Consider the following 25,494-nt stretch of genomic DNA (forward strand, 5'->3'; position numbering starts at 1 on the left):
CGTGGCTACGCCACATTCACCCGCTGTCCGGGCGGGGCCGCTTCCAGCCAAGCCAGGAATCCGGTCAGCGCGTCCTCGCTCATGGCGAGTTCGAGACGGGTGCCCTGGTGGACACAGGCGAGGATCACCGCGTCGGACAGCAGCGCCAGCTCCTCCTCGCCCTCGGGCAGCCGGCGCCCGGCCACCTCGATGCGCGAGCGCTCCAGCACCCTGCGCGGGCGCAGGGCGTAGGAGAAGACCCGGAACCACTCGATGCGGTCCCCGTTGTAGCGGGCGACGCCGTAGCTCCAGCCCTTGCCGTTCACGCCGGCCTGGTCACCGTGCTCGGCCACGTCCCAGCGCAGCGAACAGTCGAAGGTGCCGCCGGAACGCTGGATGAGCCTGCGGCGCAGGCCGAACAGGAACAGACCCACCACCACGAGCGCGACCACGATTCCGCACACAGTCAGAGCGAGGACCATCGGCACCGACCTCCTCGTCTCCCAGGTAGTGGAACTGCTTTCGGCTCAGGGTAATGAAACCGCAGAGCCAGGTAATGGAACCGGAAAAACACCCGGATTCACCTCAGCCGCGACCGGCACCGGAATGTTCCGGGCCGGCCGCGGCTGAATGATGGTCACACGGCGCGATGATCAGCGAGCGGAGGTCGCCGCCCGCAGACGGACGTCGGCGCGACGCTGGGCGTCCTCGTCGTCGTCGGCCTTCGCTCGCTCCAGCTCGCGCTCGACGCGCTGGACGTCGATCTCCTCCGCCAGCTCGGCGACCTCGGCCAGCAGCGACAGCTTGTCGTCCGCGAACGAGATGAAACCGCCGTGCACCGCGGCGACGACGGTCCCGCCGTCACTGGTGCGGATCGTCACCGGGCCCGACTCCAGCACACCGAGCAGCGGCTGGTGACCGGGCATGACGCCGATGTCGCCGGACGTGGTGCGCGCGACGACCAGGGTGGCCTCGCCGGACCAGACCTGGCGGTCGGCGGCGACCAGCTCGACGTGCAGCTCAGCAGCCAAGGTTGGCTCCTCGGATCACCACCCGGCGGATGTGCCGGGTGTCGGGGTCAATTCTAGGGGGCGTGGCCGAGGGGGCGGGGCGTGCCCGCCCCCCGGCCAGGAGCGCGGGAGTCAGGAGACGCCCAGCTCCTTCGCGTTCTGCTTCAGGTCCTCGATGCCACCGCACATGAAGAACGCCTGCTCCGGGAAGTGGTCGTACTCACCGTCGCAGATCGCGTTGAACGCGGCGATCGACTCGTCCAGCGGCACGTCCGAACCGTCCACGCCGGTGAACTGCTTGGCGACGTGGGTGTTCTGGGACAGGAAGCGCTCCACGCGACGGGCACGGTGGACGACGAGCTTGTCCTCCTCGCCGAGCTCGTCGATACCGAGGATCGCGATGATGTCCTGCAGGTCCTTGTACTTCTGCAGGATGTTCTTCACCCGCATGGCCGCGTTGTAGTGGTCCGCCGCGATGTAGCGGGGGTCCAGGATCCGGGACGTCGAGTCCAGCGGGTCCACGGCCGGGTAGATGCCCTTCTCCGAGATCGGACGGGAGAGCACCGTCGTCGCGTCGAGGTGGGCGAAGGTGGTGGCCGGCGCCGGGTCGGTCAGGTCGTCCGCGGGGACGTAGATCGCCTGCATCGAGGTGATCGAGTGACCACGGGTCGAGGTGATGCGCTCCTGGAGGAGACCCATCTCGTCGGCCAGGTTCGGCTGGTAGCCCACCGCGGAGGGCATGCGGCCGAGCAGGGTCGAGACCTCGGAGCCGGCCTGCGTGAAGCGGAAGATGTTGTCGATGAAGAACAGCACGTCCTGCTTCTGGACGTCGCGGAAGTACTCGGCCATGGTGAGGCCGGCCAGCGCGACGCGCAGACGGGTGCCCGGGGGCTCGTCCATCTGGCCGAAGACCAGCGCGGTCTTGTCGATGACGCCGGAGTCCGACATCTCCTCGATGAGGTCGTTGCCCTCACGGGTGCGCTCACCGACACCGGCGAACACGGAGACACCGTCGTGGTTGTTGGCGACGCGGTAGATCATCTCCTGGATGAGCACCGTCTTGCCGACGCCGGCACCGCCGAACAGACCGATCTTGCCGCCCTTGACGTACGGGGTCAGCAGGTCGATGACCTTGACGCCGGTCTCGAACATCTCGGTCTTCGACTCGAGCTCGTCGAAGTTCGGGGCCTTGCGGTGGATGCCCCAGCGCTCGCCCGTGTACTGCTCGTCGACGTTCAGCACCTCACCGAGGGTGTTGAACACCTTGCCCTTGGTGAAGTCGCCGACCGGCACCGTGATGGAGTCGCCGGTGTCGACGACCGCGGCCTGGCGGACCAGACCGTCGGTGGGCTGCATGGAGATGGTGCGGACCAGGCCGTCACCCAGGTGCTGGGCGACCTCCAGGGTCAGCGTCTTCTTCTCGCCCTCGTTCGCCGGGTCGGCGACCTCGACGTGCAGGGCGTTGTAGATGTCCGGCATCGCGTCGACGGGGAACTCCACGTCGACGACCGGGCCGATGACCCGGGCGACGCGGCCCGTAGCCGTCGCGGTCTCAACAGTGGTGGTCATTAGCGGTCACTCCCCGCGGTCGCGTCGGCCAGGGCGCTCGCGCCACCGACGATCTCGCTGATTTCCTGGGTGATTTCGGCCTGGCGGGCCGCGTTGGCAAGACGGGAGAGCGTGTTGATCAGCTCGCCCGCGTTGTCGGTGGCCGACTTCATCGCGCGCCGCGTGGCGGCGTGCTTCGAAGCGGCCGACTGGAGCATCGCGTTGTAGATGCGGCTCTCCACATAGCGCGGCAGCAGGGCGTCGAGGACGTCCTCCGCCGAGGGCTCGAAGTCGTAGAGCGGAAGGATCTCGTCCTTCGCCTTCTCCTGCGTGCCCGCTTCGCCGGACGTCATGGCGTCGAGGCTGAGCGGCAGCAGCCGCGACCCCTGTGCCGTCTGCGTCATCATCGAGACGAACTCGGTGTAGACGATGTGGAGCTCGTCCACCCCGCCGTCCGCCGTGTCCTTCTCGATGGCCGCGATCAGCGGCGCCGCGACCTTCTTGGCGTCCGCGTACGACGGCTCGTCGGTGAAGCCGGTGAACGACTCCACGACGGTCCGCTCACGGAAGTTGTAGTGCGCGAGACCACGCCGGCCGACGATGTACGTGTCGACCTGCCTGCCCTCGCCCTCGAGGCGCTCGGTGAGCTGCTCCGCCGCCTTGATGGCGTTGGAGTTGAAGGCACCGGCCAGACCGCGGTCGCTCGTGAGGAGCAGGACCGCGGCACGGGTCGGGTTCTCCGCCTCCGTGGTGAGCGGGTGCTTGGTGTTCGAACCGGTACCGACCGCCGTGACCGCGCGCGTGAGCTCGGTCGCGTAGGGGGTGGAGGCCGCCACCTTGCGCTGCGCCTTGACGACGCGCGAGGCGGCGATCATCTCCATCGCCTTCGTGATCTTCTTGGTCGCGGTGACGGATCGGATGCGACGCTTGTAGACCCGGAGCTGGGCTCCCATGAGTCAGGTCCCTTCCTTACGTCACTTGGCGGCAGCGGCCGGAGCGTCCTCGCCGAGCAGCTTGCCGTCGGAGGTCTCGAACTGCTTCTTGAACTCCGCGATCGCGTCGCCGACAGCGGTGAGCGTGTCGTCGGACATCTTGCCGCCCTCGCGGATGGAGGTCATGAGGCCCTGCTCCTTGCGGTGCAGGTACTCCAGGAGCTCGCGCTCGAAGCGGCGGATGTCGGCGACCGGGACCTCGTCCATCTTGCCGGTGGTACCCGCCCACACGGAGACGACCTGGTCCTCGGTGGACATCGGCTGGTACTGGTCCTGCTTCAGCAGCTCGACCATGCGCTGACCGCGCTCCAGCTGAGACTTCGACGCGGCGTCCAGGTCGGAACCGAAGGCGGCGAACGCCTCCAGCTCACGGAACTGGGCGAGGTCCACGCGGAGGCGGCCGGAGACCTGCTTCATCGCCTTGTGCTGCGCGGAACCACCGACTCGCGAGACGGAGATACCGACGTTCAGCGCGGGGCGCTGACCGGCGTTGAAGAGGTCCGACTCCAGGAAGCACTGGCCGTCGGTGATGGAGATGACGTTGGTCGGGATGAACGCCGAGACGTCGTTGGCCTTCGTCTCGACGATCGGCAGACCGGTCATCGAGCCCTTGCCCATCTCGTCGGAGAGCTTGGCGCAGCGCTCCAGGAGGCGGGAGTGCAGGTAGAAGACGTCACCGGGGTACGCCTCGCGGCCCGGCGGACGGCGCAGCAGCAGCGACACGGCGCGGTAGGCGTCGGCCTGCTTCGACAGGTCGTCGAAGATGATCAGGACGTGCTTGCCGGAGTACATCCAGTGCTGGCCGATGGCCGAACCGGTGTACGGCGCCAGGTACTTGAAGCCGGCCGGGTCGGATGCCGGGGCGGCGACGATGGTCGTGTACTCGAGCGCGCCGTTCTCCTCCAGCGACCGGCGGACCGACGCGATGGTCGAGCCCTTCTGGCCGATGGCGACGTAGATGCAGCGGACCTGCTTGTTCGGGTCGCCGGTGCGCCAGTTGTCGCGCTGGTTGATGATCGTGTCGACGGCCAGGGCGGTCTTGCCGGTCTGACGGTCACCGATGATCAGCTGACGCTGGCCACGGCCGATCGGGGTCATCGCGTCGACGGCCTTGTAGCCCGTCTCCATCGGCTCGTGCACCGACTTGCGCTGCATGACCGTGGGGGCCTGCAGCTCGAGGGCACGACGACCTTCGGTCTCGATCTCGCCGAGGCCGTCGATCGGGTTGCCGAGCGGGTCGACGACGCGGCCGAGGTAGCCCTCGCCCACCGCGACGGAGAGAACCTCTCCGGTGCGCTGCACCGGCTGCCCCTCCTCGATGCCGCTGAACTCACCGAGGACGATGGCACCGATCTCGCGCTCCTCGAGGTTGAGGGCGAGGCCGAGGGTGCCGTCCTCGAACTTCAGCAGTTCGTTGGCCATGGCCGAGGGCAGGCCCTCGACCTTCGCGATGCCGTCGCCGGCAAGGGTGACCGTACCGACCTCCTCGCGCGAGGCCGCGTCCGGCTTGTACGACTGGACGAAGTTCTCCAGTGCGTCCCGGATCTCCTCCGGCCGGATCGTGAGCTCCGCCATCTGGGTTCCCTGCTCTCCTTGTTGGGCCCGAAGTTTCACTTTGGGGGGATGTCTGACTCCGGACTCCCCCCTGAACGAGGTGAATCCTCTGCACGGCCCAACCAGGGCCGTAATTACGTCTTGCGTTTTGAGTTCTAGCTCGCCATGCGGCGGGCGGCGTCGTCCAGCCGGTCCGCCAGGGAGCCGTTGATGACCTCGTCACCGACCTGCACCCGGATACCGCCGATCACCTCGGGGTCCACGTCCAGGTTGAGATGCATCCGGCGGCCGTAGAGCTTGGCCAGGGCGTCGCCCAGGCGACGCTTCTGGGTCTCGCTCAGCGGCACCGCCGAGGTGACGGTCGCCACCAGCCGGTCCCGGCGCTCCGCGGCCAGCTTGGACAGGGACTCGAGTCCCGCTTCCAGGCTACGTCCCCGCGGCACGGTGACCAGCCGGGTGACCAGACGCTCGGTGACGGGCCTGGCCCGTCCGCCCAGCAGCCGGTGCACCAGCTCGGCCTTGGCCGCGGTGGACGCCGACCGGTCGGTCAGCGCGGCCCGCAGGGCCGGGTCGGACGCGACGATCCGGCCGAACCGGAACAGCTCGTCCTCGGCCTCGTCCAGCGTGCCGGACTTCTCCGCGGCGGTGAGGTCGGCGGTGTCCGCCAGCTCCTCCAGCGCGTCGACCAGGTCACGGGCCTGCGACCAGCGCGACCGGGCGAGACCGGCCACCAGGTCGGCGGCCGGACCGCTCACCTGGCCGCCGATCAGACGCTGCACCAGCTCGGCCTTGGCCTCGGCGGGCTGCGCCGGGTCGGTGAGGACCCGGCGCAGGCCGGCCTCGCGGTCGAGCAGCGCGGTGACGGCCGCCAGCTCGTCGGCGAGCTGCGCGGCGTCCACGGAGGTGGAGTCCGTCAGCGCGTCGAGACGCTCCCGTGCGGCTGCCAGTGCCTCGCGGCTCGCTCCGTTCATCGCGTGGCCTCGGCCTTCTCGTCGAGCTCGTCGAGGAAGCGGTCGATCACACGGCTCTGCCGGGCGTGGTCCTCGAGGGACTCACCGACGAGCTTGCCGGCCAGTTCGGTGGCGAGCTTGCCGACGTCCTGGCGGAGCGAGGCCGAAGCGGCCTTGCGGTCGGCCGCGATCTGGGCGTGACCGGCGGTCACGATCTCCTCGCGCTGACGCTGGCCCTCGGCCCGCATCTCCGCGATGAGCGTCGCACCCTGCTCCTGAGCCTCCTGGCGCAGCCGGGCGGCCTCGTGACGGGCCTCGGCGAGCTGGGCCTTGTACTGCTCGAGGACGCTCTGAGCCTCGGTCTGCGCGGCCTCGGCCTTCTCGATCCCGCCCTCGATCGCTTCGCGGCGCTCCTCCAGAACCTTGTTGATGTTCGGGAGGAGCTTCCAGGCGAGGAAGCCGAAGACGATGACAAAGGCGATCAGGCCGATGACGAGCTCTGGGATCGGCGGGATGAGGGGGTTCTCGGCCTCCTCAGCCGCAAGCTGAACCAGGGGGCTCATATCAGTGCCTTTCGTCTAATGGGCTGTCGTGAATCCGACGATTACTTGCCGTAGACGAACGGCATGACCAGACCGATCAGGGCGAGCGCCTCACAGAAGGCGAAGCCGAGGATCTGGTTGGCGCGGATCAGGCCGGCAGCCTCGGGCTGGCGGGCGAGCGCCTGGGTGCCGTTACCGAAGATGATGCCGACGCCGACGCCGGGGCCGATGGCAGCAAGACCGTAACCGATGGAGCCGAGGGAGCCGGAAACAGCAGCAGCAAGGGTCTGGGACATGCCAGTTCTTCCTTTTCTGTACGGACCGGTGGGGGTTGGCCACCGGACGAGTAGGGGGAGCGGGACGGGTGCGGGCTCAGTGGTGCTCGGCCAGCGCACCCTGGATGTAGCTGCACGTCAGAAGCACGAAGACGTACGCCTGCAGGGCCTGGATGAAGAGCTCGAACGCCGTCATGACGATGGTCATGATGAACGAGACACCGGAGTAGGCGATGCCGATGCCGTTCAGCATGTACCAGCTCGCGAGCGTGAAGAGCAGCAGCAGGGTGTGGCCGGCGAACATGTTGGCGAACAGTCGCACGGCGTGCGTGAACGGTCGCACCAGCAGGTTCGAGAAGAACTCGATGACCATCGCGAGCGGGAGCACCGGACCGAGCGACTTGTCGTAGCCGGTGAAGTTCTTGAAGGCGCCGACGAACCCGTGCCGCTTGAAGGTCAGGCCGACCCACAGGACGTACACGATCAGGGCCAGGACCGCCGGGTACGAGATGATCGCCGTCACCGGGAACTGGGCGACCGGGATGATCGACCAGAGGTTCATCATCCAGACGAAGAAGAACAGCGAGACGACCAGAGGTACGTACTTCTCGCCCTCCTTCTTGCCGATGGTCTCGTAGACGACGCCGCGCCGGATGAAGTCGTAGCCGGTCTCGGCGACCATCTGGAGCTTGCCCGGGACGACCTTCGGGCGGGCGAAGGCGGCCCAGAAGAAGGCCACGATGACGACGGAACCGAGCAGCGCCAGCAGCATCGTCTTGTTGAAGTACAGGTTGCTGTCCGCGTCGCCCCAGAGCGGCTTGAACAGGAACGAGTGCAGGCCCGGAGCCGGGAAGCCGCACCCGGAGAACAGGTGACAGCTCGTGTCGAAAGCGAGCGTCTGCGTCGGATCAGCACTCACCGCGGGCTCCTTCATCGTGGCGCATGGGTACGGCAACCTCGTTGTGTCGGCGCGGCGTACGGCCGCGGTTCGGCACGGGACTGGTGTTACGGATGTGGGGGCGGCTGGGGGGCATCTAGCCTCGCAGTGGAACAGGCGTCAGCTCGAATGCCCGCGCCCGCGATGCCGCAGTTGGCACCGGACGATAGCAGGATCTCTGCCGCGCCTTTATCCCGGCCCTACCCCTCACGAGGAGCGGCCCGTCTTCTGGGACTTGTCGTCCTTCGGCGAAGCGTCGGGATCGACGTAGAGGATCTTGGCCTTCATGTGGGCGCGCGCCTGGGCGACGATCCACGTGAGGGTGGCCACCACCAGAACGACGGCGAAGGCACGGGGGTTGAACAGGGTGGTGTTCTTGAACAGGCCCACGAAGACGACCAGCAGCAGGAGTTGGGCCGCGTAGAGCAACAGGCCCATCATCTGGAACAGCTGCGGGTACGACCTGGCGGTGCGCTGCAGGACGTAGAGACCGATCCCCATGAAGAGGATGACGATCAGTGTGCCCACGACGGCCCCGATCGCACCCTTGCCGCCGGCGACCACAGCGCTGACGACGGCAGCGATCGCGCCGACGGCAGCCGTGGGCACGGCGGCCTGGGCCAGAATCCGGACGTCATTGGACGGCATGGCGGCAACTCCGCTTTCACAGGGGGCAGGTGTCGTCATGGACGAGCGTAGTCCCGGACCGAGTACGGAAACTCGTACGCCGTCGGACCGTGACTTCACGGTCTCCGGCTCTGTCCTGGGTTCTCGTGAACCGTATCACAAACTATTTGATGAGGTCTTTACCTGGAGGCGTATCGATTGTCACACATGAGAGTGACGACGCGCACAGGTGCAAGAACCGGGTGGGCTTGTCTGGTATTGGGAGACTTTGCTCCCCCACGACTTGGCAATGCTCTAGTCAGATTCTTACCTTGCGACCCTTGGCGGAACGCGTTCGGGCACCGATCGCGGTCGCCCCGTTGACGCCCCGCGCCGCCGCCGCGGCCGAGGCGGTGGTGGCGTCGGTGAGGGCGTCGGTGGACGCTTCGCCGGGCTCGCTCCCCGCGCTCCCACCGTCCTCCCGGGGTTCCGGATAGCGGCGGTAGCGCGGGGGGACGAAGCGCTGGGCCCAGCGGGGGGCGTGGGGGGTGAAGCGCGGCAGGAGCAGCATCACCAGGCCGATGGCGCTGAGGAAGACCACCCCGAGCACGATCCACATCGACGCCGAGTTCACCGAGTAGGCCAGCACGCCGAAGCCGATGAGCGCCGACCAGAAGTACATGATCAGTACCGCCCGGCTGTGCGAGTGGCCGATCTCCAGCAGGCGGTGGTGCAGGTGCCCCCGGTCGGCCGCGAAGGGCGACTGGCCGCGCCAGGTGCGCCGGACGATGGCCAGCACGAGGTCGGCGGCCGGGATGGCGATGATCGACAGCGGCAGCAGCAGCGGGATGTACGCGGGAACCATCTGGTGCACGGTGCTGCGTTCGGAACCGGAGAACAGGTTCAGCCGGTCCGGGTCGATCTGCCCGGTGACGGAGATGGCGCTGCCGGCCAGCACCAGGCCGATCAGCATCGATCCGGAGTCGCCCATGAAGATCCGCGCCGGATGCATGTTGTGCGGCAGGAAGCCCAGACACATGCCCATGAGGATCGCCGCGAACAGGGTGGCGGGAGCGGCCGCCTCGATGCCGTAGCCGTACCAGATGCGGTAGGCGTACATGAAGAACGCGGCGGTGGCGATGCAGACCATGCCGGCGGCGAGGCCGTCCAGGCCGTCGACGAAGTTGACCGCGTTGATGGTGATGACGACAAGGGCGACGGTCAGCAGAGTGCCCTGCCACTGGGTGACGGCGACCAGGCCCACACCGGGCACCGGCAGCCACAGGATCGTCAGACCCTGCACCACCATCACACCGGCGGCGATCATCTGGCCGCCCAGTTTGATCAGGGCGTCGATCTCGAACTTGTCGTCCAGCACACCGATCAGCCAGATCAGCGCCGCCCCGGACAGCAGGGCGCGGGGCTCGTTGGACTTGGCGAAGACCTCGTTGAGGTTCTCCAGGTGGTCCGCGACGAGCAGGCCCGCGCACAGTCCGAAGAACATGGCGATACCGCCGAGCCGCGGAGTGGGCTCCCGGTGCACGTCGCGTGCCCGGATCTCCGGCATCGCTCCCGCCACGATCGCGAACTTCCGCACCGGCCCAGTCAGCAGGTACGTCACCGCGGCCGTGATGAGAAGCGTCAGCAGGTATTCACGCACGGGCATCCCCACAGATCTCGCTGGCCATCACAGCCCCACACCCTAGCGAGGGACACGCAAGGGTAAGGACCGGCGGGGGACGGGGATGGTTCCTCGGGGGGCGTTCCGTACCCGTATGGCACCCCTTCGTATCCGGTTCTCACTCCGGGTGGGGCGGGAAGTCGGCGGTCAGCTCGCGCACCTCGGCCCGTGCGGCGGCCGGGTCCCTGGCACCGCTCACCACCCCGGCCAGCAGCGCGGCGATCCGGGCCATGGCCGGCTCCCCCATGCCCTGGGTGGTGACGGCGGCGGTACCGAGCCTGAGCGCCCGGCCGCCGGTGTGCGCAAGCGCACAGCAGTCCAGGACCAGCCCGGCGGCCGCGAGCCGCCCGCGCGCGGTGCGGCTGTCCACGCCGAGGGGGGCGGGGTCGGCCACGACGAGGGCCGTGTCGGTGCCGCCGGTGACGATCGTGAACCCGGCGTCGGCCAGGTGCCGGGCGAGGGCGTGCGCGTTGGCGACCGTCTGGTGTGCGTAGGCCGCGAACGCGGGGGTGGCCGCCTCGCCGAACGCGACCGCCTTCGCGGCGACGCTGTTCATCTCGGCGCCGCCCTGGGTGAAGGGGAACACGGCCCGGTCGACCCGCCGGGCGAGCTCCGCCCCGCACAGGAGGAGCCCGCCGCGCGGCCCCCGGAGCGTCTTGTGCGTGGTGACGCACACCAGGTCCGCGTAGGGCACCGGGTTCGGCGCCGCTCCCCCGGCGACCAGCCCGGCGGAGTGCGTGAGGCTCACGATGAGATACGCCCCGACCTCGTCGGCCACCTCGCGGAAGAAGGCGTGGTCGAAGTGGCGGGGGTAGGCGATGGAGCCGCACACCAGGGCCTTGGGCCGGTGCTCGCGGGCCAGCCGGCGCACCTGGTCGTGGTCGACGAGCCCGGTGGCCGGGTCCACGCCGTAGCCGACGAAGTCGAACCAGCGGCCGGAGAAGTTCGCGGGCGAGCCGTGGGTGAGATGCCCGCCGTCGTCCAGGCCCAGGGCGAGGACGGTGTCACCGGGGCGCAGCACGGCGGCGTAGGCGGCCAGCATGGCCGACGAGCCGGTGTGGGGCTGCACATTGGCGTGCTCGGCGCCGAACAGCGCCGTGGCGCGTTCCACGGCGACGCGTTCGGCGGTGTCGGCCAGCGCGCAGCCTCCGTGGTACCGGGAGCCGGGGTAGCCCTCGGCGTACTTGTCGGCCAGCGCGGAGCCGAGGGTGGCGAGCACGGCGGGCGAGGCGAAGTTCTCGGCCGCGGTGAGCTGGAGGGTCGTCGACTGCCGGTCCAGCTCCCCGCGCAGGATCTCGGCCATCTCCGGGTCCTGCCGGCTCAGTACGTCCGCTTCCAGCACGGGTGTGACCGACATGACGGGCTCCGGGCGGTCGACGGTGACGTGGGGGGATGCCCCAGGTCTCCAATGTAGGCCGTGCGAGGGCCGGCCGCTCGGCCGCCGGACCCGCCCGGGCGCCGGAGCCCGGCGCGCGTCACGTGCGGGCGGGTACGCCCGTCAGCGCGGTGACGACCGGGTCGAGGGCGTCGCGTATCTCGTCGCCGATGGAGCGGAAGAAGGGCAGCGGGGCCCCGTAGGGGTCGTACACCTCGTCCGCCTCGGCGGTGGGGGCGAGCAGCCAGCCGCGCAGCGCGGCGGCCGCGCGGACCAGGGCGCGGGCGCGCAGCACCACGCCGTCCTCCAGGGGCGGCAGGGTGGCCGGGTCTATCGCGCGGACCAGGCGGGTGAACTCCTTCAGCGTGAAGGTGCGCAGGCCCGCCGAGTGGCCCATGGAGATGACCTGGGCGCGGTGGTCGCGGGTGGCGGTCAGCACCAGGTCGGCCATGATGACGTGCTCGTCCAGCAGTTCCCGCCCGGTGAAGCCGGCCGCGTCCGCGCCGAACTCGGAGAGCACGGTCTCCGCATTCTCCTCCATCCGGGCGCCCTCGTGGCCCCAGGTGCCGGCGCTCTCCACGATCAGGCCGCCGCCGAGCACACCGAGCCGCTCCGCCACGAAGTGCCGGGTCAGCCGCTCGGTGATGGGCGAGCGGCAGACGTTGCCGGTGCTGACGTGGAGGATGCGGAAGGTGTCTCGCGGGAACCCGAAGGTCGTGGTCTGCTCCGCCGGGCGGTCCGCGCCGCCTATGCCGCGCATGGGGTGACCCCCTGCCCGGAGCGCTCGGGCGGGACGTACCGCAGGGGGGCCGTCAATTCGCCACCTCGAGGTCGGGTACGACCTTGCGCAGCTCCTCCGGGGAGACGGCGCCCTGGCGCAGCAGCAGCGGGACGGAGCCGGAGACGTCCACGATGGACGAGGGCACGTTGCCCGGGGTGGGGCCGCCGTCGAGGTAGACGGAGACGGAGTCGCCGAGCATGCGCTGGGCGTCGTCGCAGGTCTCCGGCGCGGGATGGCCGGTGAGGTTGCCGGAGGAGACGGCCATCGGGCCGACCTCGGTGAGCAGCTCGATGGCGACCGGGTGCAGCGGCATGCGCACGGCGACCGTGCCGCGGGTGTCTCCGAGGTCCCACTGCAGGGACGGCTGGTGCCGGGCGACCAGGGTGAGCGCGCCGGGCCAGAAGGCGTCGACGAGTTCCCAGGCCAGCTCGGAGAAGTCGGTGACCAGGCCGTGCAGGGTGTTCGGGGAGCCGATGAGCACGGGGGTGGGCATGTCGCGGCCCCGGCCCTTGGCGGCGAGCAGGTCGGCGACGGCTTCCGAGGAGAACGCGTCGGCGCCGATGCCGTAGACCGTGTCGGTCGGCAGCACCACCAGTTCGCCCCGGCGTACGGCTGCGGCTGCCTCGCGCAGGCCCGTCACGCGGTCGGTGGCGTCATTGGTGTCGTATCGCCGTGCCATGTCTAGCGGGCCTCCTCGTACACGTAACTCTGAAAGTGGTTCTGCGCGGACGTCACGGCGTCGCCTTGCGGGCCGTGGCGAACCGGGGGCGGTTGTTGAGGTCGGGGTGGTCCGCCGCGTCGGCCCAGCCCCGTTCCTCGGTGAAGATCCACGGCACCTGGCCGCCCTGGGTGTCGGCGTGCTCGATGACGACGACACCGCCGGGGCGCAGCAGCCGGTGCGCGGTGCGCTCGATGCCCCGGATCAGGTCCAGCCCGTCCTCGCCGGAGAACAGGGCCAGCTCCGGGTCGTAGTCGCGGGCCTCGGGGGCGACGTACTCCCACTCGGTGAGCGGGATGTACGGCGGGTTGGAGATGACCAGGTCGACCTGGCCGTCCAGGTCGGGGAAGGCGGACAGCGCGTCGCCCTGGCGCAGGTCGACGCGGGAGCCCTCGACGTTCTTGCGGGTCCACCGGAGCGCGTCCTCGGACAGCTCGACGGCGTGCACCCGCGAGCGCGGCACCTCCTGGGCGAGGGCCAGCGCGATGGCGCCGGAGCCCGTGCACAGGTCGACGATGCAGGGCTCGACGACGTCCATGGCGCGGACCGCGTCTATCGCCCAGCCGACCACCGACTCGGTCTCCGGCCGGGGCACGAAGACGCCGGGTCCGACCTGGAGCTCCAGGTAGCGGAAGTAGGCGCGCCCGGTGATGTGCTGGAGCGGCTCGCGCTGCTCGCGGCGGGCGATGACCTCCCAGTACCGGGCGTCGAAGTCGGAGTCCTTCACGGTGTGCAGGGCGCCGCGCTTGACGGCGTGCACGAAGGCGGCCAGCTCCTCGGCGTCGGTGCGCGGGGAGGGCACTCCGGCGTCGGCCAGCCGCTGGGTGGCCTGGGCGACCTCCGCGAGCAGCACGCTGCGGGGGCTCGGGGGTCGCCCCCCGAAGTCTTGCTGCACGCTTCTCCTCCGGTCCTCGTGCGTGGTCCTGCCGGGCGTTCTCAGGCGTTCGCGAGCTTCGCCGCCGAGTCGGCGTCGACGCACGCCTGGATCAGCGCGCTCAGCTCACCGTCGAGCACCTGGTCCAAGTTGTACGCCTTGAAGCCGACGCGGTGGTCGGAGATGCGGTTCTCCGGGAAGTTGTACGTGCGGATCTTCTCGGAGCGGTCCACGGTGCGGACCTGGCTGCGGCGGGCGTCGGCGGCCTCCGCCTCGGCCTTCTCCTGGGCGGCGGCGAGCAGCCGGGAGCGCAGGATGCGCAGGGCCTGCTCCTTGTTCTGGAGCTGGCTCTTCTCGTTCTGGCAGGAGGCGACCACACCGGTGGGCAGGTGGGTGATGCGCACCGCGGAGTCGGTGGTGTTGACCGACTGGCCGCCGGGGCCGGAGGACCGGTAGACGTCGATCCGCAGGTCGCTGGGGTTGATCTCGACGTCCACCTCCTCGGCCTCGGGGGTGACGAGCACACCGGCGGCGGAGGTGTGGATGCGGCCCTGGGACTCGGTGGCGGGCACGCGCTGCACGCGGTGCACCCCGCCCTCGTACTTCAGGCGGGCCCACACGCCCTGGCCGGGCTCGGTCTGGCCGCGGGACTTCACCGCGACCTGGACGTCCTTGTAGCCGCCCAGCTCGGACTCGGTGGCGTCGATGATCTCGGTCTTCCAGCCGACCCGCTCGGCGTAGCGCAGGTACATGCGCAGGAGGTCGCCGGCGAACAGGGCGGACTCGTCGCCGCCGGCGCCGGCCTTGATCTCCAGGATGACGTCCTTGTCGTCGCTCGGGTCGCGCGGGACCAGGAGCAGGCGGAGCTTGTCGGTCAGCTCCTCGCGCTGCTTCTCCAGGTCCTTGACCTCGGCGGCGAAGTCGGGGTCGTCGGCCGCCAGTTCCCGGGCGGTCTCGATGTCGTCCCCGGACTGCTTCCAGGAGCGGAAGGTGGCCACGATCGGGGTCAGCTCGGCGTAGCGCTTGTTCAGCTTGCGCGCGTTCGCCTGGTCGGCGTGGACCGACGGGTCGGCGAGCTTGCGCTCCAGATCGGCGTGCTCGGCGACGAGTTCCTCGACTGCCTCGAACATCTTTCGGCTCCTGTACGGCGGGTGAAGGGCTGGCGGGCGACCAAAAACGCCGGTCCCTGGTCACGCCCCTCGCGGGGCGCGACCGTGGACCGGCGGTTCGGGGCTCGCTACTTCTTGGAGCCGGAAGCCTTGCCGAAGCGGGCCTCGAAGCGGGCCACGCGGCCACCGGTGTCGAGGATCTTCTGCTTGCCCGTGTAGAACGGGTGGCACTCGGAGCAGACCTCGGCACGGATGGTGCCGTCGATGGTGCTCCGGGTGGTGAACGAGGCGCCGCAGGTGCAGCTCACCTGGGTCTCGAAGTACTGGGGGTGGATGTCGCGCTTCAAGGTGTCTCCTAGGTTCCGGGAGGGCGCCGGGTCGCCGCCGCGGGAATGCGGGAGCGTGAACCGGAGCCGACGTACCAGTCTGCCAGGACTGGCGCCATCCCCCAAAACCGGGGGTGGGGCTGTTCTATTCCCCGGCGCCCGCCCCGGGCCCGGAGCCCGGCCCGGGGCGGCTCAGGGGGTGACGACGCCCTTGGCGCCGCCGGTGGCCGAGCCAGCCGTCGCCGAGTCCGGGACCGGCTCGTCGTTCCTCAGCGCCGTCCAGACCTGCCGGGCCCTGGCCCGCTCCAGCAGGACCCGGTTGGGGTCGGCCGGGTCGTACCGCACCGGCACGGTGACCATGTGCATCCCGGAGGCGCTGATGCCCTTGAGGCCGCCCGCGAAGTCCGCGAGGGAGTTGACCGAGCCGAGGTCGGAGTCGGTGGTGACGGTCCGGGTCGCGGTGTCGGCGAGGTCGTACAGCTTCTTGGGGTTGCTCAGCACCCCGACCTGCCTGGTCTGGGCGATGAGGGCCTTCACGAACGCCTGCTGGAGCTGGATGCGGCCGAGGTCGGAGCCGTCGCCGACGCCGTGCCGGGTGCGCACCAGGCCGAGCGCCTGCGCGCCGTCGAGGGTGTGCGTGCCGGCCGCCAGGTTCAGATGGCTGTCCGGGTCCCGGATGGCGCGGGTGGTGGTGACCCGTACGCCGCCGAGGTCGTCGACCAGGCGCTGGAAGCCCGCGAAGTCGACCTCCAGGTAGTGGTCCATGCGGATGCCGCTCAGCGACTCGACGGTTCTGACCGCGCAGGGGGCGCCGCCGGTGGCGTAGGCCGAGTTGAACATGACGTCCTTCGCCGCCGGGTACGTGTGGCCCTTGGTGTCGGCGCAGGCGGGGCGGTCGATGAGGGTGTCGCGCGGGATGGAGACCACGGACGCCTTCCTGTGGCCCTTGTAGACGTGGACGATCATCGCGGTGTCGGAGCGGGCGCCGCTGTCGGCCGCTCCCCCGCCGATCCTCCGGTTGGCGCCGTCGCGGCTGTCGGAGCCGAGTACCAGGATGTTCTGGGAGCCGTCGTCCACCTTGGCGGGCCGGTCGCGGCCGAGCACCTGGTTGATGTCGATGCTGTGGATGTTGCCGTTCAGCTTGAAGTAGACGTATCCGGCGCCCGCACCGGCCAGCACGACCACGCCCGCGGCCGTCCACGCCGTGGCGAGCAGGGCCTTGCGGCCCGCGCTGCTGGGCCTGCGGCGGCGCCCCCTGCCCCGGGGGCGGGGGGCTTGTCCGGTCTCCGGTATGCCGGGCTCCGGCGTGCTCTCGGTGGACACTGCGCTCCTAGGTCTCGTCCGTTCGGTTACCCCCTGCGTTCAGGGTCGGGAGCGGTCATCACCACTCCATCGTCGCTCCGCCTCGTCGGACAGGGAAACTCGGGACAGGCTCGCACAGAGCGCTGCGCCGCCTGGTGGGACAGTACTCACCCTCCGTCACCGCGACACCCGACCGTCTCCCCGCTCACCTGCGCTTTCCGTCAGGGGGTCGTACCACGTCGAGTCGGTACCGAACGTCACACCTGTGGCAAAGGTCTCGCGGCAGCGCCCGGCGCGCAAAAGGGGCCGCCCCCGCCGCGTGTGCGGCGGGGGCGGCCCTTCAGGTCCGAAGCGGGTGGCTCAGCGGGGCTCAGTCACTGTTGCCGGGAGCCGGCGTCGTCTTCTGGATCTGGGTGAGGAACTCGATGTTCGACTTGGTCTGCTTCATCTTGTCGAGCAGCAGCTCGATCGCCTGCTGCTGGTCGAGCGCGTGCAGCACGCGACGCAGCTTCCAGGTGATGGCCAGCTCCTCGTTGCCGAGCAGGATCTCCTCCTTGCGGGTACCGGACGCGTCGACGTCCACCGCAGGGAAGATGCGCTTGTCGGCGAGCTTCCGGTCGAGCTTGAGCTCCATGTTGCCGGTGCCCTTGAACTCCTCGAAGATCACCTCGTCCATGCGGGAGCCGGTGTCCACGAGCGCGGTGGCGAGGATGGTCAGCGAGCCACCGTCCTCGATGTTGCGCGCGGCACCGAAGAAGCGCTTCGGCGGGTACAGGGCGGTGGAGTCGACACCACCGGAGAGGATACGGCCCGACGCCGGGGCGGCGAGGTTGTACGCACGGCCCAGACGCGTGATCGAGTCGAGCAGCACGACCACGTCGTGACCCAGCTCCACCAGGCGCTTGGCGCGCTCGATGGCCAGCTCGGCGACCGTGGTGTGGTCCTCGGCCGGGCGGTCGAAGGTCGAGGAGATGACCTCGCCCTTGACCGACCGCTGCATGTCGGTGACCTCTTCCGGACGCTCGTCGACCAGGACGACCATCAGGTGGCACTCGGGGTTGTTGTGCGTGATCGCGTTGGCGATCGCCTGCATGATCATGGTCTTGCCGGTCTTCGGCGGAGCCACGATCAGACCGCGCTGGCCCTTGCCGATCGGCGACACGAGGTCGATGATCCGGGTCGTCAGCACGCCGGACTCGGACTCCAGACGGAGCCGGTCCTGCGGGTACAGCGGCGTCAGCTTGTTGAACTCCGGCCGTCCACGGCCGTGTTCGGGCGCCATGCCGTTGACGGAGTCGAGGCGGACCAGCGCGTTGAACTTCTCGCGGCGCTCGCCCTCCTTCGGCTGGCGGACCGCGCCGGTGATGTGGTCGCCCTTGCGCAGACCGTTCTTGCGGACCTGGGCGAGGGAGACGTACACGTCGTTCGGGCCCGGCAGGTAGCCGGAGGTGCGGATGAACGCGTAGTTGTCGAGGATGTCCAGGATGCCCGCGACGGGGATCAGGACGTCGTCCTCGTTGACCTGCGGCTCGGCGATCTCGTCGCGGCCACGGCGGCCACGGCGGTCGCGGTAGCGGCCGCGGCGGCCACGGCGGCCGCCCTCGAAGTCGTCGTCGTCCTGCTGCTGGCGGTCCTGCCGGTCCTGACGGCCGCCGCCCTGCTGCTGGCCCTGCTGGCGGTCCTGACGGCCGCCGCCCTGCTGGTCGTCGCCCTTGCCGCGGCGGTCGCGGTCACGGCCGCCCCGGTCGCGGTCGCGGTCCCGGCGGTCGCGTCGGCCGCGGCCCTCGCCGTCGTCGGCCCTGCCGTCGGCCTGCGGCTGCTGCTGGGCGTCGCCCTTCGGCTCGCTCTTGTCGCCCTTGGTCTCGGTGGACTCGGCGGCTGCCGGGCTGCCCGCGTCGGCGGTGGCACGACGGCGGCGGCGCTCGTTCGGCGCGTCCTCGCGCTCGGCCTCGCCCGAACGGGCGGGACCGCCGGCCGGCTGGCCGGGGATGTCGATCTGGGCGGCCTTGTCGGCGGCCGGCTGCGCGGCCTTGTCCGCCTTCGCCTCGCCGGCGGCCTCACCCGTACGGGCCTTGGAGGTGGCGCGGCGCTTGGGCTTGGTCTCCTCGGCGGCCTCGGCCTTGGGGGCGCTTCCCCCGGCCTGGGTCTCCTTGATGACCTCGATCAGCTGGCTCTTGCGCATCCGCGCGGTGCCCCTGATGCCGAGGCCCGAGGCGACCTGCTGGAGCTCGGCCAGCACCATGCCGTCGAGGCCGGTACCACGGCGCCGCCGGGAGCCGGCACCGGTGGTAGGCGCGGAGTCCGTGGCGGGCGCGGCAGCGGTCTCCTCGACACGTGCGCCCATCAGATCGGTGGTGTCGCTCACGAAGGGTCCTTCCCTGGAGCGGACGTCGGCCTGTCTGGCTCGGCGACCGGTTGTGCTGTCCGGCATCGGTGCCATTCGGAAGTACCGAGCCGGGGCGGTGGTCCGCCATGAAGCGGCGGAAGAGAATTTCTGGTGATGGCGCTCCCGCGAGCCGTGACACCCGGTGTCACATGGCGCGGCGGCGCCGATTCCGGAGCGTGCCCGCTGACTCGCTCAGTGCTTCCACGCGACGTACTGCCCAGGTACGGCGCACGGAACACGGAGTGGCTTGGGAGGCTCCCGGAAGAATGTCTGTCCCTGACGGGGACATGAAGCACCGCGCCATGGTGGGGTCGGGTGCAGACTTGAGATTAACACTACCGGATGCAACAAACATTCCCCCTCTCCAAATCCGGCGACCGGGTGTCAGGGCGCGAGCGGCAGCACGCTCGCGCCCTGTGTGTCGAGACTCAGCCGGTTGGCCGCCCAGTCGGCGCCCGCGAGGGCCTGCACCTTGTCGGCGGTGGCCTCGTCGGTGAGCGCCATGACGGTGGGTCCGGCACCGGAGATGACGGCCGCGACGCCGTCCGCGCGCAGCCTCTCCACCAGTGCGGCGCTCTCCGGCATGGCGGGGGCGCGGTACTCCTGGTGCAGCCGGTCCTCGGTGGCGGGCAGCAGCAGTTCGGGGCGCCGGGTGAGGGCCTCGACGAGCAGGGCGGCACGGCCCGCGTTGGCGGCGGCGTCGACGTGCGGGACGGTACGCGGGAGCAGTCCGCGCGCGGTCTCGGTGAGCACGGGCTTCGCGGGTACGAAGACCACGGGGACGATGGAGGGGTGGGGCTCGGTCCGGATGGCGCGGGCGGCGCCCGACTCCAGCCAGGACAAGGTGAATCCGCCCAGCAGACAGGCCGCGACGTTGTCCGGGTGGCCCTCGATCTCGGTGGCCAGCTCCAGCAGCGCGGTGTCGTCCAGACGGGACTCGCCGCCTATCGTCACCGCGCGCGCGGCGAGGATCCCCGCGCAGATGGCGGCGGACGAGGAACCGAGGCCCCGGCCGTGCGGGATGCGGTTGGCGCAGACGATCTCCAGCCCGCGCGGCTGTCCGCCCAGCAGGTCGAAGGCGGTGCGCAGGGAGCGTACGAGGAGATGGCGCTCGTCGCGCGGGAGTGTCTCGCCGCCCTCACCGGCGATGTCGATGTGCAGCCCTGAGTCGGCGACCCGGACGACCACGTCGTCGTACAGCCCCAGCGCCAGGCCCAGGGCGTCGAAGCCCGGACCGAGGTTGGCGCTGGTGGCGGGGGTGCGCACCCGGACGGCGGCGGCGCGGAAGGCGGGACCGGCCATCGCTCGAAGTCTCTCCTTGAGCTGCGTTGACGGACGTGACTGCCGAACGGCCCGTGAGGGGCATCCGGTGCGGACACTCGATGACGTGCAAAGAACCCGTGGGGCCGCTTGGGCCGGCGGCGCCGTGCCACACGCGATGGGCATGTGCGGTGGGCGGGTCCCCCCAGCCTATCGAAGGAAGGTTCTGCCGCGACATAGGGCGCACAGGAGGCGCACGATGCGTGTCGCAAGCCCCCTGTGCACCCTCTCGGGCATGGCGTCAGGCGAGGCCGAGCCGCTCGGCCGCGACGGCCGAGTCGACCGGCACGGTGACCGGCTGCGGGGCGCCGGCCACGGCCCAGTCGGGGTCCTTCAGGCCGTTGCCGGTGACGGTGCAGACGATGGTCTGACCGGGGTCGACCTCGCCCTGTTCGGCGGCCTTGAGCAGACCGGCGACCGAGGCGGCGGAGGCGGGCTCCACGAAGACACCCTCCTGCGCGGCCAACAGCCGGTAGGCGCGCAGGATCTCACGGTCCGTCACCTCGTCGATGCAGCCGCCGGACTCGTCCCGCGCGGCCAGGGCGTGACTCCAGGACGCCGGGTTGCCGATGCGGATGGCGGTCGCCACGGTGGCGGGGTCCTTGACGACCTCGCCGCGCACGATGGGCGCGCTGCCCGACGCCTGGTAACCCCACATGCGCGGGGTGCGGGTGGCCGGGCCGTCGGCGGCGTACTCCCGATAGCCCTTCCAGTAGGCCGTGATGTTGCCCGCGTTGCCGACCGGGAGGACGTGGATGTCGGGGGCGTCGCCCAGCATGTCCACGATCTCGAACGCGGCGGTCTTCTGGCCCTCGATGCGCACCGGGTTGACCGAATTGACCAGCGCCACCGGGTAGTTGTCGCTCAGGGCGCGCGCGAGGTCGAGGCAGTCGTCGAAGTTCCCCGCGACCTGGAGGATCTTCGCGCCGTGCACGAGCGCCTGGCCCATCTTGCCGAGCGCGATCTTGCCCTGCGGGACGAGCACCGCGGAGACCATGCCCGCGCGCACCGCGTAGGCGGCGGCGGAGGCGGAGGTGTTGCCGGTGGAGGCGCAGATGACCGCCTTGGCGCCCTCCTCCTTGGCCCGCGTGATGGCCATGGTCATGCCCCGGTCCTTGAAGGAGCCGGTGGGGTTGGCCCCCTCCACCTTGAGGTGGACCGCGCAGCCCGTGCGCTCGGAGAGCACCTGCGCGGGCACGAGGGGCGTGCCGCCCTCGCGCAGCGACACAACGGGCGTGCTGTCGGTGACCGGCAGCCTGTCCCGGTACTCCTCGATGATTCCGCGCCACTGGTGGGTCATTGCCGCTTACTCCCCTTCAACCCGCATGATGCTGGCGACACCCCGCACGGTGTCGAGCTTGCGCAGCGCCTCCACAGTCCCGGTGAGGGACGCGTCGGAGGCGCGGTGCGTGACGACGACGAGGGACGCCTCGCCGCCCTCCCGTCGTCCGCCGCCACCGTGCTCGACGGCGACCGCGTCGCCGCTGCCCTGATTCTTACCCTGCTGCCTGACCGTGTCGATCGACACCCCGTGCTCGGCGAACACCGTGGCGACCTGGGCGAGGACACCCGGTTTGTCTGCGACGTCCAGGCTGATGTGGTACCGCGTGACGACGTCCCCCATCGGCGAGACGGGCAGCGCCGCGTACGCCGATTCGCCGGGCCCGGTCGTGCCGTTCAGGCGGTTGCGGCAGACGGCGACGAGGTCGCCGAGGACCGCCGAGGCGGTGGGCTCGCCGCCGGCGCCGGGACCGTAGAACATGAGCTGCCCGGCCGCGTCGGACTCCACGAACACCGCGTTGTAGGCACCGCGCACCGAGGCCAGCGGGTGGCTCAGCGGGATCATCGCGGGGTGCACCCGGGCGGTGACCGAGGCGCCGCCCCTGGCCCGCTCGCAGATGGCGAGCAGCTTGATGGTGCAGCCCATCTCCCGCGCCGAGCGGAAGTCGGCCGCGGTGACCTCGGTCATGCCCTCGCGGTGCACGTCGTCGAGGCGGACGCGGGTGTGGAAGGCGATCCCGGCCAGGATGGCGGCCTTGGCCGCGGCGTCGAAGCCCTCGACGTCGGCGGTGGGGTCGGCCTCGGCGTACCCCAGCGCGGTGGCCTCGTCCAGGGCCTCCTGGTAGCCGGCGCCGGTGGAGTCCATCTTGTCGAGGATGAAGTTGGTGGTGCCGTTGACGATGCCGAGCACGCGGTTGACCTTGTCGCCGGCCAGGGACTCGCGCAGCGGGCGGATCAGCGGGATGGCACCGGCGACGGCGGCCTCGTAGTAGAGGTCGCGGCCGTGCTCCTCGGCGGCGGCGTGCAGGGCGGCGCCGTCCTGGGCGAGCAGGGCCTTGTTGGCCGAGACGACGGAGGCGCCGTGCCCCAGCGCCGTGGTGATCAGGGCGCGGGCGGGCTCGATGCCGCCGATGACCTCCACCACCACGTCGATGTCACCGCGCTTGACCAGGGCGGTCGCGTCCGTGGTGACGAGCGCCGGGTCGATCCCGGCCCGCACCTTCGAGGGCCGGCGTACGGCGACCCCGGCCAGTTCGACCGGGGCCCCGATGCGGGCGGCGAGGTCGTCGGCGTGCGTCGTCATGATGCGCGCCACCTCGGAGCCGACCACTCCACAGCCCAGCAGCGCCACCTTCAGCGGACGCGTACGCATCATCCGACCTCGTTTCCTCTCACCGTCTACGGTCCGACCAGTCTCACTCACCGGATGGCGCTTTCCGCCTTTCGTCCGGATCGTGAGACATCCGTTTCGTGTCCCCGGAACGGGGCCCGGGGCGGCCCCGGAACCTCAGCCGACGTCCAGCCGGAGGAGGTCCTCCTCCGTCTCGCGCCGGACGATCACCCGCGCCTCGCCGTCGCCGACCGCGACGACCGGCGGGCGCAGGACGTGGTTGTAGTTGCTCGCCATGGACCGGCAGTACGCGCCGGTCGCGGGGACGGCGATCAGGTCGCCCGGCGCCAGGTCGGCGGGCAGGAACGCGTCCTTCACCACGATGTCCCCGCTCTCGCAGTGCTTGCCGACCACACGGGTGAGCATCGGCTCGGCGTCGCTGCTCCGCGAGACGAGGGCGACGCTGTACTCGGCGTCGTACAGCGCCGTGCGGATGTTGTCCGACATCCCGCCGTCGACGGAGACGTAGGTGCGCAGCCCGTCGAGCGGCTTGACGGTGCCGACCTCGTACAGCGTGAACGCGGTGGGGCCGACGATGGCGCGGCCGGGCTCGACGGAGATACGGGGGACGCGCAGCCGGGCCGCCTCGCACTCGCGGGTGACGATCTCGCTGAGCGCCTTGGCGATCTCGTGCGGCTCGCGGGGGTCGTCGGAGCTGGTGTAAGCGATGCCGAGGCCGCCGCCGAGGTCGATCTCGGGCAGCTCGACGCCGTGCTCGTCGCGGATGTCCTCGAGCAGGCCGACCACGCGGTGGGCGGCGACCTCGAAGCCCGACATGTCGAAGATCTGCGAGCCGATGTGGCTGTGGATGCCGATGAGTTCGAGCCCGTCGAGGGTGAGGGCGCGGCGCACGGCCTCCGCGGCCTGGCCGCCCGCGAGCGGGATGCCGAACTTCTGGTCCTCGTGCGCGGTGGCGATGAACTCGTGGGTGTGGGCCTCGACGCCGACGGTGATACGGATCTGCGCCTTCTGCCGCTTGCCGAGTCCCTGCGCGATGTGCGCGACGCGGGCGATCTCCTGGAAGGAGTCGAGCACGATCCGGCCGACGCCGGCCTCGACGGCGCGGGTGATCTCCTCGACGGACTTGTTGTTGCCGTGGAAGGCGATGCGCGCGGGGTCCATCCCGGCGGACAGCGCGGTGGCCAGTTCGCCGCCGGAGCAGACGTCGAGGTTGAGCCCCTCCTCGTCCAGCCAGCGCACGACGGCGCGGGAGAGGAACGCCTTGCCGGCGTAGAAGACGTCGGCGTCGGTGCCGAACGCGGTGCGCCAGGCGCGGGCGCGGGCCCGGAAGTCGGACTCGTCCAGGACGTACGCGGGCGTGCCGAACTCCTCGGCCAGCTCGGTCACGGTACGGCCGCCGACGCTGACGACACCGTCCTCGCCCCGGCGCACGGTGTGGGCCCACACCTTGGGGTCGAGGGCGTTGAGGTCGGCCGGCGGGGCCGAGTAGTGCCCCTCGGGCAGTACGTCGGCGTGACGGGGCCCGGCGGGGTGGGCGGAACGGCTCATGAGTGGCTCTCTGTTCTCAGAGGTGTTCGGGTGCGTCGATGCCGAGCAGGGACAGGCCGCCGGCGAGCACCGCCCCGGCGGCTTCGGCGAGCGCCAGCCGGGCGCGATGGGCGGCCCCGGGTTTCTCCTCCCCTACGGGAAGCACCTCGGGGAGAAGAGGGAGGAGGGCGTCGGCGACGGTGAGGAGGTGCCGTGCGAGGCGGTCCGGGGCGTGCGTGGCGGCCGCGGTACCCAGGATGCGGGGGTGGTCGGCGAGGGGGGTCTGGAGGGGGTGGGGGGCCTGGACCGGGTGGGGGGTGCCCGCGTCCTGGCGCAGCTCTCCCGGCTCCGCCGCGAAGCCCAGGTCGTGGGCGTTGCGGACCAGGGCGCGTACGCGGGCGTGGGCGTAGCGGATCCGGAAGAGGGGGTTGATCTCGCGCTGGACGAGGTGGTCGGCGGTGATGCGGGGCCGGTCGTGCGGTGCGGGGTGGAGGAGGGCCCAGCGGGCGGCGTCGGGGCCGAGCGGCGCGGGGTCCTCGGGCGCGGGCACGGGCCGCAGCGTGACCGGCTCGGCGTGCTCGATCTCCGCCCGGCCGCCCTGGGTGGCGATGATCCGCGCGACGGCGTCGGCGACGACCTCGGCACGCACCTCGTACGGCACGCGCAGCACGACGGTCCGCCCGGCGAGGGCGTCCCCGTGCCCGTACTCCGTACCGCGCTCGCGGATCTCGCGGACGAGCCCGGTGAGCGGGTCGCCGCCGGCGCGGAGGCTGATGTTGAGGAACCCCGGCCCGGTGACGACGACGTCGCGCACCCCGTCCGCGCCGAGGAGCCGGGCCCGCAGGACGTCGGCGACGTACAGCGGGGGCCGGGCGGCGGGGCGGGCGAGGCGGAGGGCGACGTTGGTCGCGAAGTCACCGCAGCCGCCGGGGCCGGGCTCGGTGAGGACGACCCGCTCCGGCGGAGCCACGTCCAGCTCCCCCGCGTCCACGGCACGGCACACCGCGTCCAGGACGGTACGGGACAGCTCGGCGGGGGTCACGGGACAAGCCTAGGGGAGGCGGGAGGAA

General features: G+C 70.7%; 24 protein-coding genes. All 24 read right to left on the reverse strand.

Translation table 11 applies throughout. The features are described 5' to 3' along the window. Nucleotides 1-5: 5 nt before the first annotated feature. Nucleotides 6-461 carry a DUF2550 domain-containing protein gene (locus ACWCV3_RS13095; RefSeq protein ID WP_164195731.1) on the reverse strand — a complete coding sequence of 152 codons (456 nt, stop codon included), beginning with the start codon at nucleotides 459-461 and terminating at the stop codon, nucleotides 6-8. Between the two features lie 171 nt (nucleotides 462-632). Beyond that, on the reverse strand, nucleotides 633-1,010 hold the full coding sequence (locus ACWCV3_RS13100) for a F0F1 ATP synthase subunit epsilon (RefSeq protein ID WP_451222493.1): 378 nt from the start codon (nucleotides 1,008-1,010) through the stop codon (nucleotides 633-635). A 111-nt stretch (nucleotides 1,011-1,121) separates the two neighbouring features. Further along, the gene (gene atpD / locus ACWCV3_RS13105) at nucleotides 1,122-2,558 is read right to left on the reverse strand and encodes a F0F1 ATP synthase subunit beta (protein WP_451222495.1); all 1,437 of its coding nucleotides are present in this window, start codon (nucleotides 2,556-2,558) and stop codon (nucleotides 1,122-1,124) included. Continuing rightward, the gene (locus ACWCV3_RS13110; RefSeq protein ID WP_451222497.1) at nucleotides 2,558-3,490 is read right to left on the reverse strand and encodes a F0F1 ATP synthase subunit gamma; all 933 of its coding nucleotides are present in this window, start codon (nucleotides 3,488-3,490) and stop codon (nucleotides 2,558-2,560) included. Before ACWCV3_RS13110 ends, atpD begins: the two co-directional genes overlap by 1 nt. Nucleotides 3,491-3,511: 21 nt before the next feature. Further along, nucleotides 3,512-5,104, reverse strand: coding sequence for a F0F1 ATP synthase subunit alpha (atpA, locus tag ACWCV3_RS13115; RefSeq protein ID WP_451222499.1), 1,593 nt, complete (start codon nucleotides 5,102-5,104; stop codon nucleotides 3,512-3,514). A gap of 134 nt (nucleotides 5,105-5,238) precedes the next feature. Continuing rightward, a complete protein-coding gene (locus tag ACWCV3_RS13120; RefSeq protein ID WP_451222501.1) occupies nucleotides 5,239-6,054 on the reverse strand; it encodes a F0F1 ATP synthase subunit delta in 816 nt (271 codons plus the stop codon). After that, nucleotides 6,051-6,596 carry a F0F1 ATP synthase subunit B gene (locus ACWCV3_RS13125; RefSeq protein ID WP_161189169.1) on the reverse strand — a complete coding sequence of 182 codons (546 nt, stop codon included), beginning with the start codon at nucleotides 6,594-6,596 and terminating at the stop codon, nucleotides 6,051-6,053. The genes ACWCV3_RS13120 and ACWCV3_RS13125 overlap by 4 nt, the downstream gene beginning before the upstream one ends. 41 nt (nucleotides 6,597-6,637) lie before the next feature. Next, nucleotides 6,638-6,871 carry an ATP synthase F0 subunit C gene (atpE, locus tag ACWCV3_RS13130; RefSeq protein WP_031181218.1) on the reverse strand — a complete coding sequence of 78 codons (234 nt, stop codon included), beginning with the start codon at nucleotides 6,869-6,871 and terminating at the stop codon, nucleotides 6,638-6,640. Nucleotides 6,872-6,947: 76 nt separating this feature from the next. Beyond that, nucleotides 6,948-7,784, reverse strand: coding sequence for a F0F1 ATP synthase subunit A (atpB, locus tag ACWCV3_RS13135; RefSeq protein WP_451222504.1), 837 nt, complete (start codon nucleotides 7,782-7,784; stop codon nucleotides 6,948-6,950). Between the two features lie 210 nt (nucleotides 7,785-7,994). Continuing rightward, nucleotides 7,995-8,435, reverse strand: a complete 441-nt coding sequence (locus ACWCV3_RS13140; protein WP_451222506.1) for a hypothetical protein — start codon at nucleotides 8,433-8,435, stop codon at nucleotides 7,995-7,997. A gap of 277 nt (nucleotides 8,436-8,712) precedes the next feature. Then, nucleotides 8,713-10,053, reverse strand: a complete 1,341-nt coding sequence (locus ACWCV3_RS13145; protein ID WP_451222508.1) for an MraY family glycosyltransferase — start codon at nucleotides 10,051-10,053, stop codon at nucleotides 8,713-8,715. Nucleotides 10,054-10,192: 139 nt separating this feature from the next. Then, nucleotides 10,193-11,431 (reverse strand): serine hydroxymethyltransferase, encoded by a 1,239-nt coding sequence (locus tag ACWCV3_RS13150; RefSeq protein WP_451222510.1) that lies wholly within the window; start codon nucleotides 11,429-11,431, stop codon nucleotides 10,193-10,195. Between the two features lie 118 nt (nucleotides 11,432-11,549). Next, nucleotides 11,550-12,209 (reverse strand): arsenate reductase/protein-tyrosine-phosphatase family protein, encoded by a 660-nt coding sequence (locus ACWCV3_RS13155; protein WP_364814941.1) that lies wholly within the window; start codon nucleotides 12,207-12,209, stop codon nucleotides 11,550-11,552. A gap of 52 nt (nucleotides 12,210-12,261) precedes the next feature. After that, on the reverse strand, nucleotides 12,262-12,909 hold the full coding sequence (locus ACWCV3_RS13160; RefSeq protein ID WP_451222512.1) for an L-threonylcarbamoyladenylate synthase: 648 nt from the start codon (nucleotides 12,907-12,909) through the stop codon (nucleotides 12,262-12,264). Nucleotides 12,910-12,961: 52 nt separating this feature from the next. Next, nucleotides 12,962-13,801, reverse strand: a complete 840-nt coding sequence (gene prmC / locus ACWCV3_RS13165) for a peptide chain release factor N(5)-glutamine methyltransferase (protein WP_217461629.1) — start codon at nucleotides 13,799-13,801, stop codon at nucleotides 12,962-12,964. Between the two features lie 83 nt (nucleotides 13,802-13,884). Then, entirely contained in the window at nucleotides 13,885-14,952 is a 1,068-nt protein-coding gene (prfA, locus tag ACWCV3_RS13170) for a peptide chain release factor 1 (RefSeq protein ID WP_451222514.1), read from the reverse strand. 107 nt (nucleotides 14,953-15,059) lie between these two features. Further along, the gene (gene rpmE, locus ACWCV3_RS13175; RefSeq protein ID WP_451222516.1) at nucleotides 15,060-15,278 is read right to left on the reverse strand and encodes a 50S ribosomal protein L31; all 219 of its coding nucleotides are present in this window, start codon (nucleotides 15,276-15,278) and stop codon (nucleotides 15,060-15,062) included. Between the two features lie 171 nt (nucleotides 15,279-15,449). After that, complete coding sequence (locus ACWCV3_RS13180) at nucleotides 15,450-16,580, reverse strand: LCP family protein (protein WP_451222517.1); 1,131 nt, start codon at nucleotides 16,578-16,580, stop codon at nucleotides 15,450-15,452. 349 nt (nucleotides 16,581-16,929) lie between these two features. Next, nucleotides 16,930-18,924 carry a transcription termination factor Rho gene (gene rho / locus ACWCV3_RS13185; RefSeq protein ID WP_451222518.1) on the reverse strand — a complete coding sequence of 665 codons (1,995 nt, stop codon included), beginning with the start codon at nucleotides 18,922-18,924 and terminating at the stop codon, nucleotides 16,930-16,932. Nucleotides 18,925-19,329: 405 nt separating this feature from the next. After that, nucleotides 19,330-20,247, reverse strand: coding sequence for a homoserine kinase (gene thrB, locus ACWCV3_RS13190; protein WP_451222520.1), 918 nt, complete (start codon nucleotides 20,245-20,247; stop codon nucleotides 19,330-19,332). 259 nt (nucleotides 20,248-20,506) lie between these two features. Next, complete coding sequence (thrC, locus tag ACWCV3_RS13195; RefSeq protein WP_451222522.1) at nucleotides 20,507-21,565, reverse strand: threonine synthase; 1,059 nt, start codon at nucleotides 21,563-21,565, stop codon at nucleotides 20,507-20,509. Nucleotides 21,566-21,571: 6 nt separating this feature from the next. Continuing rightward, nucleotides 21,572-22,921: a homoserine dehydrogenase gene (locus ACWCV3_RS13200; protein ID WP_451222524.1), complete on the reverse strand. Its 1,350-nt coding sequence runs from the start codon at nucleotides 22,919-22,921 to the stop codon at nucleotides 21,572-21,574. Nucleotides 22,922-23,053: 132 nt separating this feature from the next. Further along, entirely contained in the window at nucleotides 23,054-24,445 is a 1,392-nt protein-coding gene (gene lysA / locus ACWCV3_RS13205) for a diaminopimelate decarboxylase (RefSeq protein ID WP_451222526.1), read from the reverse strand. 16 nt (nucleotides 24,446-24,461) lie between these two features. Then, nucleotides 24,462-25,466 (reverse strand): ArgS-related anticodon-binding protein NrtL, encoded by a 1,005-nt coding sequence (nrtL, locus tag ACWCV3_RS13210; RefSeq protein WP_451222528.1) that lies wholly within the window; start codon nucleotides 25,464-25,466, stop codon nucleotides 24,462-24,464. Nucleotides 25,467-25,494 lie beyond the last annotated feature (28 nt).

The sequence above is a fragment of the Streptomyces sp. NPDC001781 genome (assembly GCF_053596035.1).

Excerpts from the sequence above, each read along its gene's own strand:
- atpE (WP_031181218.1), bottom strand. The coding sequence starts at position 6,871 with ATGTCCCAGACCCTTGCTGCTGCTGTTTCCGGCTCCCTCGGCTCCATC.
- ACWCV3_RS13155 (WP_364814941.1), bottom strand. The coding sequence starts at position 12,209 with ATGCGCGGCATAGGCGGCGCGGACCGCCCGGCGGAGCAGACCACGACC.
- atpB (WP_451222504.1), bottom strand. The coding sequence starts at position 7,784 with ATGAAGGAGCCCGCGGTGAGTGCTGATCCGACGCAGACGCTCGCTTTC.
- ACWCV3_RS13110 (WP_451222497.1), bottom strand. The coding sequence starts at position 3,490 with ATGGGAGCCCAGCTCCGGGTCTACAAGCGTCGCATCCGATCCGTCACC.
- ACWCV3_RS13140 (WP_451222506.1), bottom strand. The coding sequence starts at position 8,435 with ATGCCGTCCAATGACGTCCGGATTCTGGCCCAGGCCGCCGTGCCCACG.
- prfA (WP_451222514.1), bottom strand. The coding sequence starts at position 14,952 with ATGTTCGAGGCAGTCGAGGAACTCGTCGCCGAGCACGCCGATCTGGAG.
- atpD (WP_451222495.1), bottom strand. The coding sequence starts at position 2,558 with ATGACCACCACTGTTGAGACCGCGACGGCTACGGGCCGCGTCGCCCGG.
- ACWCV3_RS13160 (WP_451222512.1), bottom strand. The coding sequence starts at position 12,909 with ATGGCACGGCGATACGACACCAATGACGCCACCGACCGCGTGACGGGC.
- ACWCV3_RS13095 (WP_164195731.1), bottom strand. The coding sequence starts at position 461 with ATGGTCCTCGCTCTGACTGTGTGCGGAATCGTGGTCGCGCTCGTGGTG.
- ACWCV3_RS13125 (WP_161189169.1), bottom strand. The coding sequence starts at position 6,596 with ATGAGCCCCCTGGTTCAGCTTGCGGCTGAGGAGGCCGAGAACCCCCTC.
- ACWCV3_RS13200 (WP_451222524.1), bottom strand. The coding sequence starts at position 22,921 with ATGATGCGTACGCGTCCGCTGAAGGTGGCGCTGCTGGGCTGTGGAGTG.
- thrC (WP_451222522.1), bottom strand. The coding sequence starts at position 21,565 with ATGACCCACCAGTGGCGCGGAATCATCGAGGAGTACCGGGACAGGCTG.
- thrB (WP_451222520.1), bottom strand. The coding sequence starts at position 20,247 with ATGGCCGGTCCCGCCTTCCGCGCCGCCGCCGTCCGGGTGCGCACCCCC.
- lysA (WP_451222526.1), bottom strand. The coding sequence starts at position 24,445 with ATGAGCCGTTCCGCCCACCCCGCCGGGCCCCGTCACGCCGACGTACTG.
- ACWCV3_RS13150 (WP_451222510.1), bottom strand. The coding sequence starts at position 11,431 with ATGTCGGTCACACCCGTGCTGGAAGCGGACGTACTGAGCCGGCAGGAC.
- ACWCV3_RS13120 (WP_451222501.1), bottom strand. The coding sequence starts at position 6,054 with ATGAACGGAGCGAGCCGCGAGGCACTGGCAGCCGCACGGGAGCGTCTC.
- atpA (WP_451222499.1), bottom strand. The coding sequence starts at position 5,104 with ATGGCGGAGCTCACGATCCGGCCGGAGGAGATCCGGGACGCACTGGAG.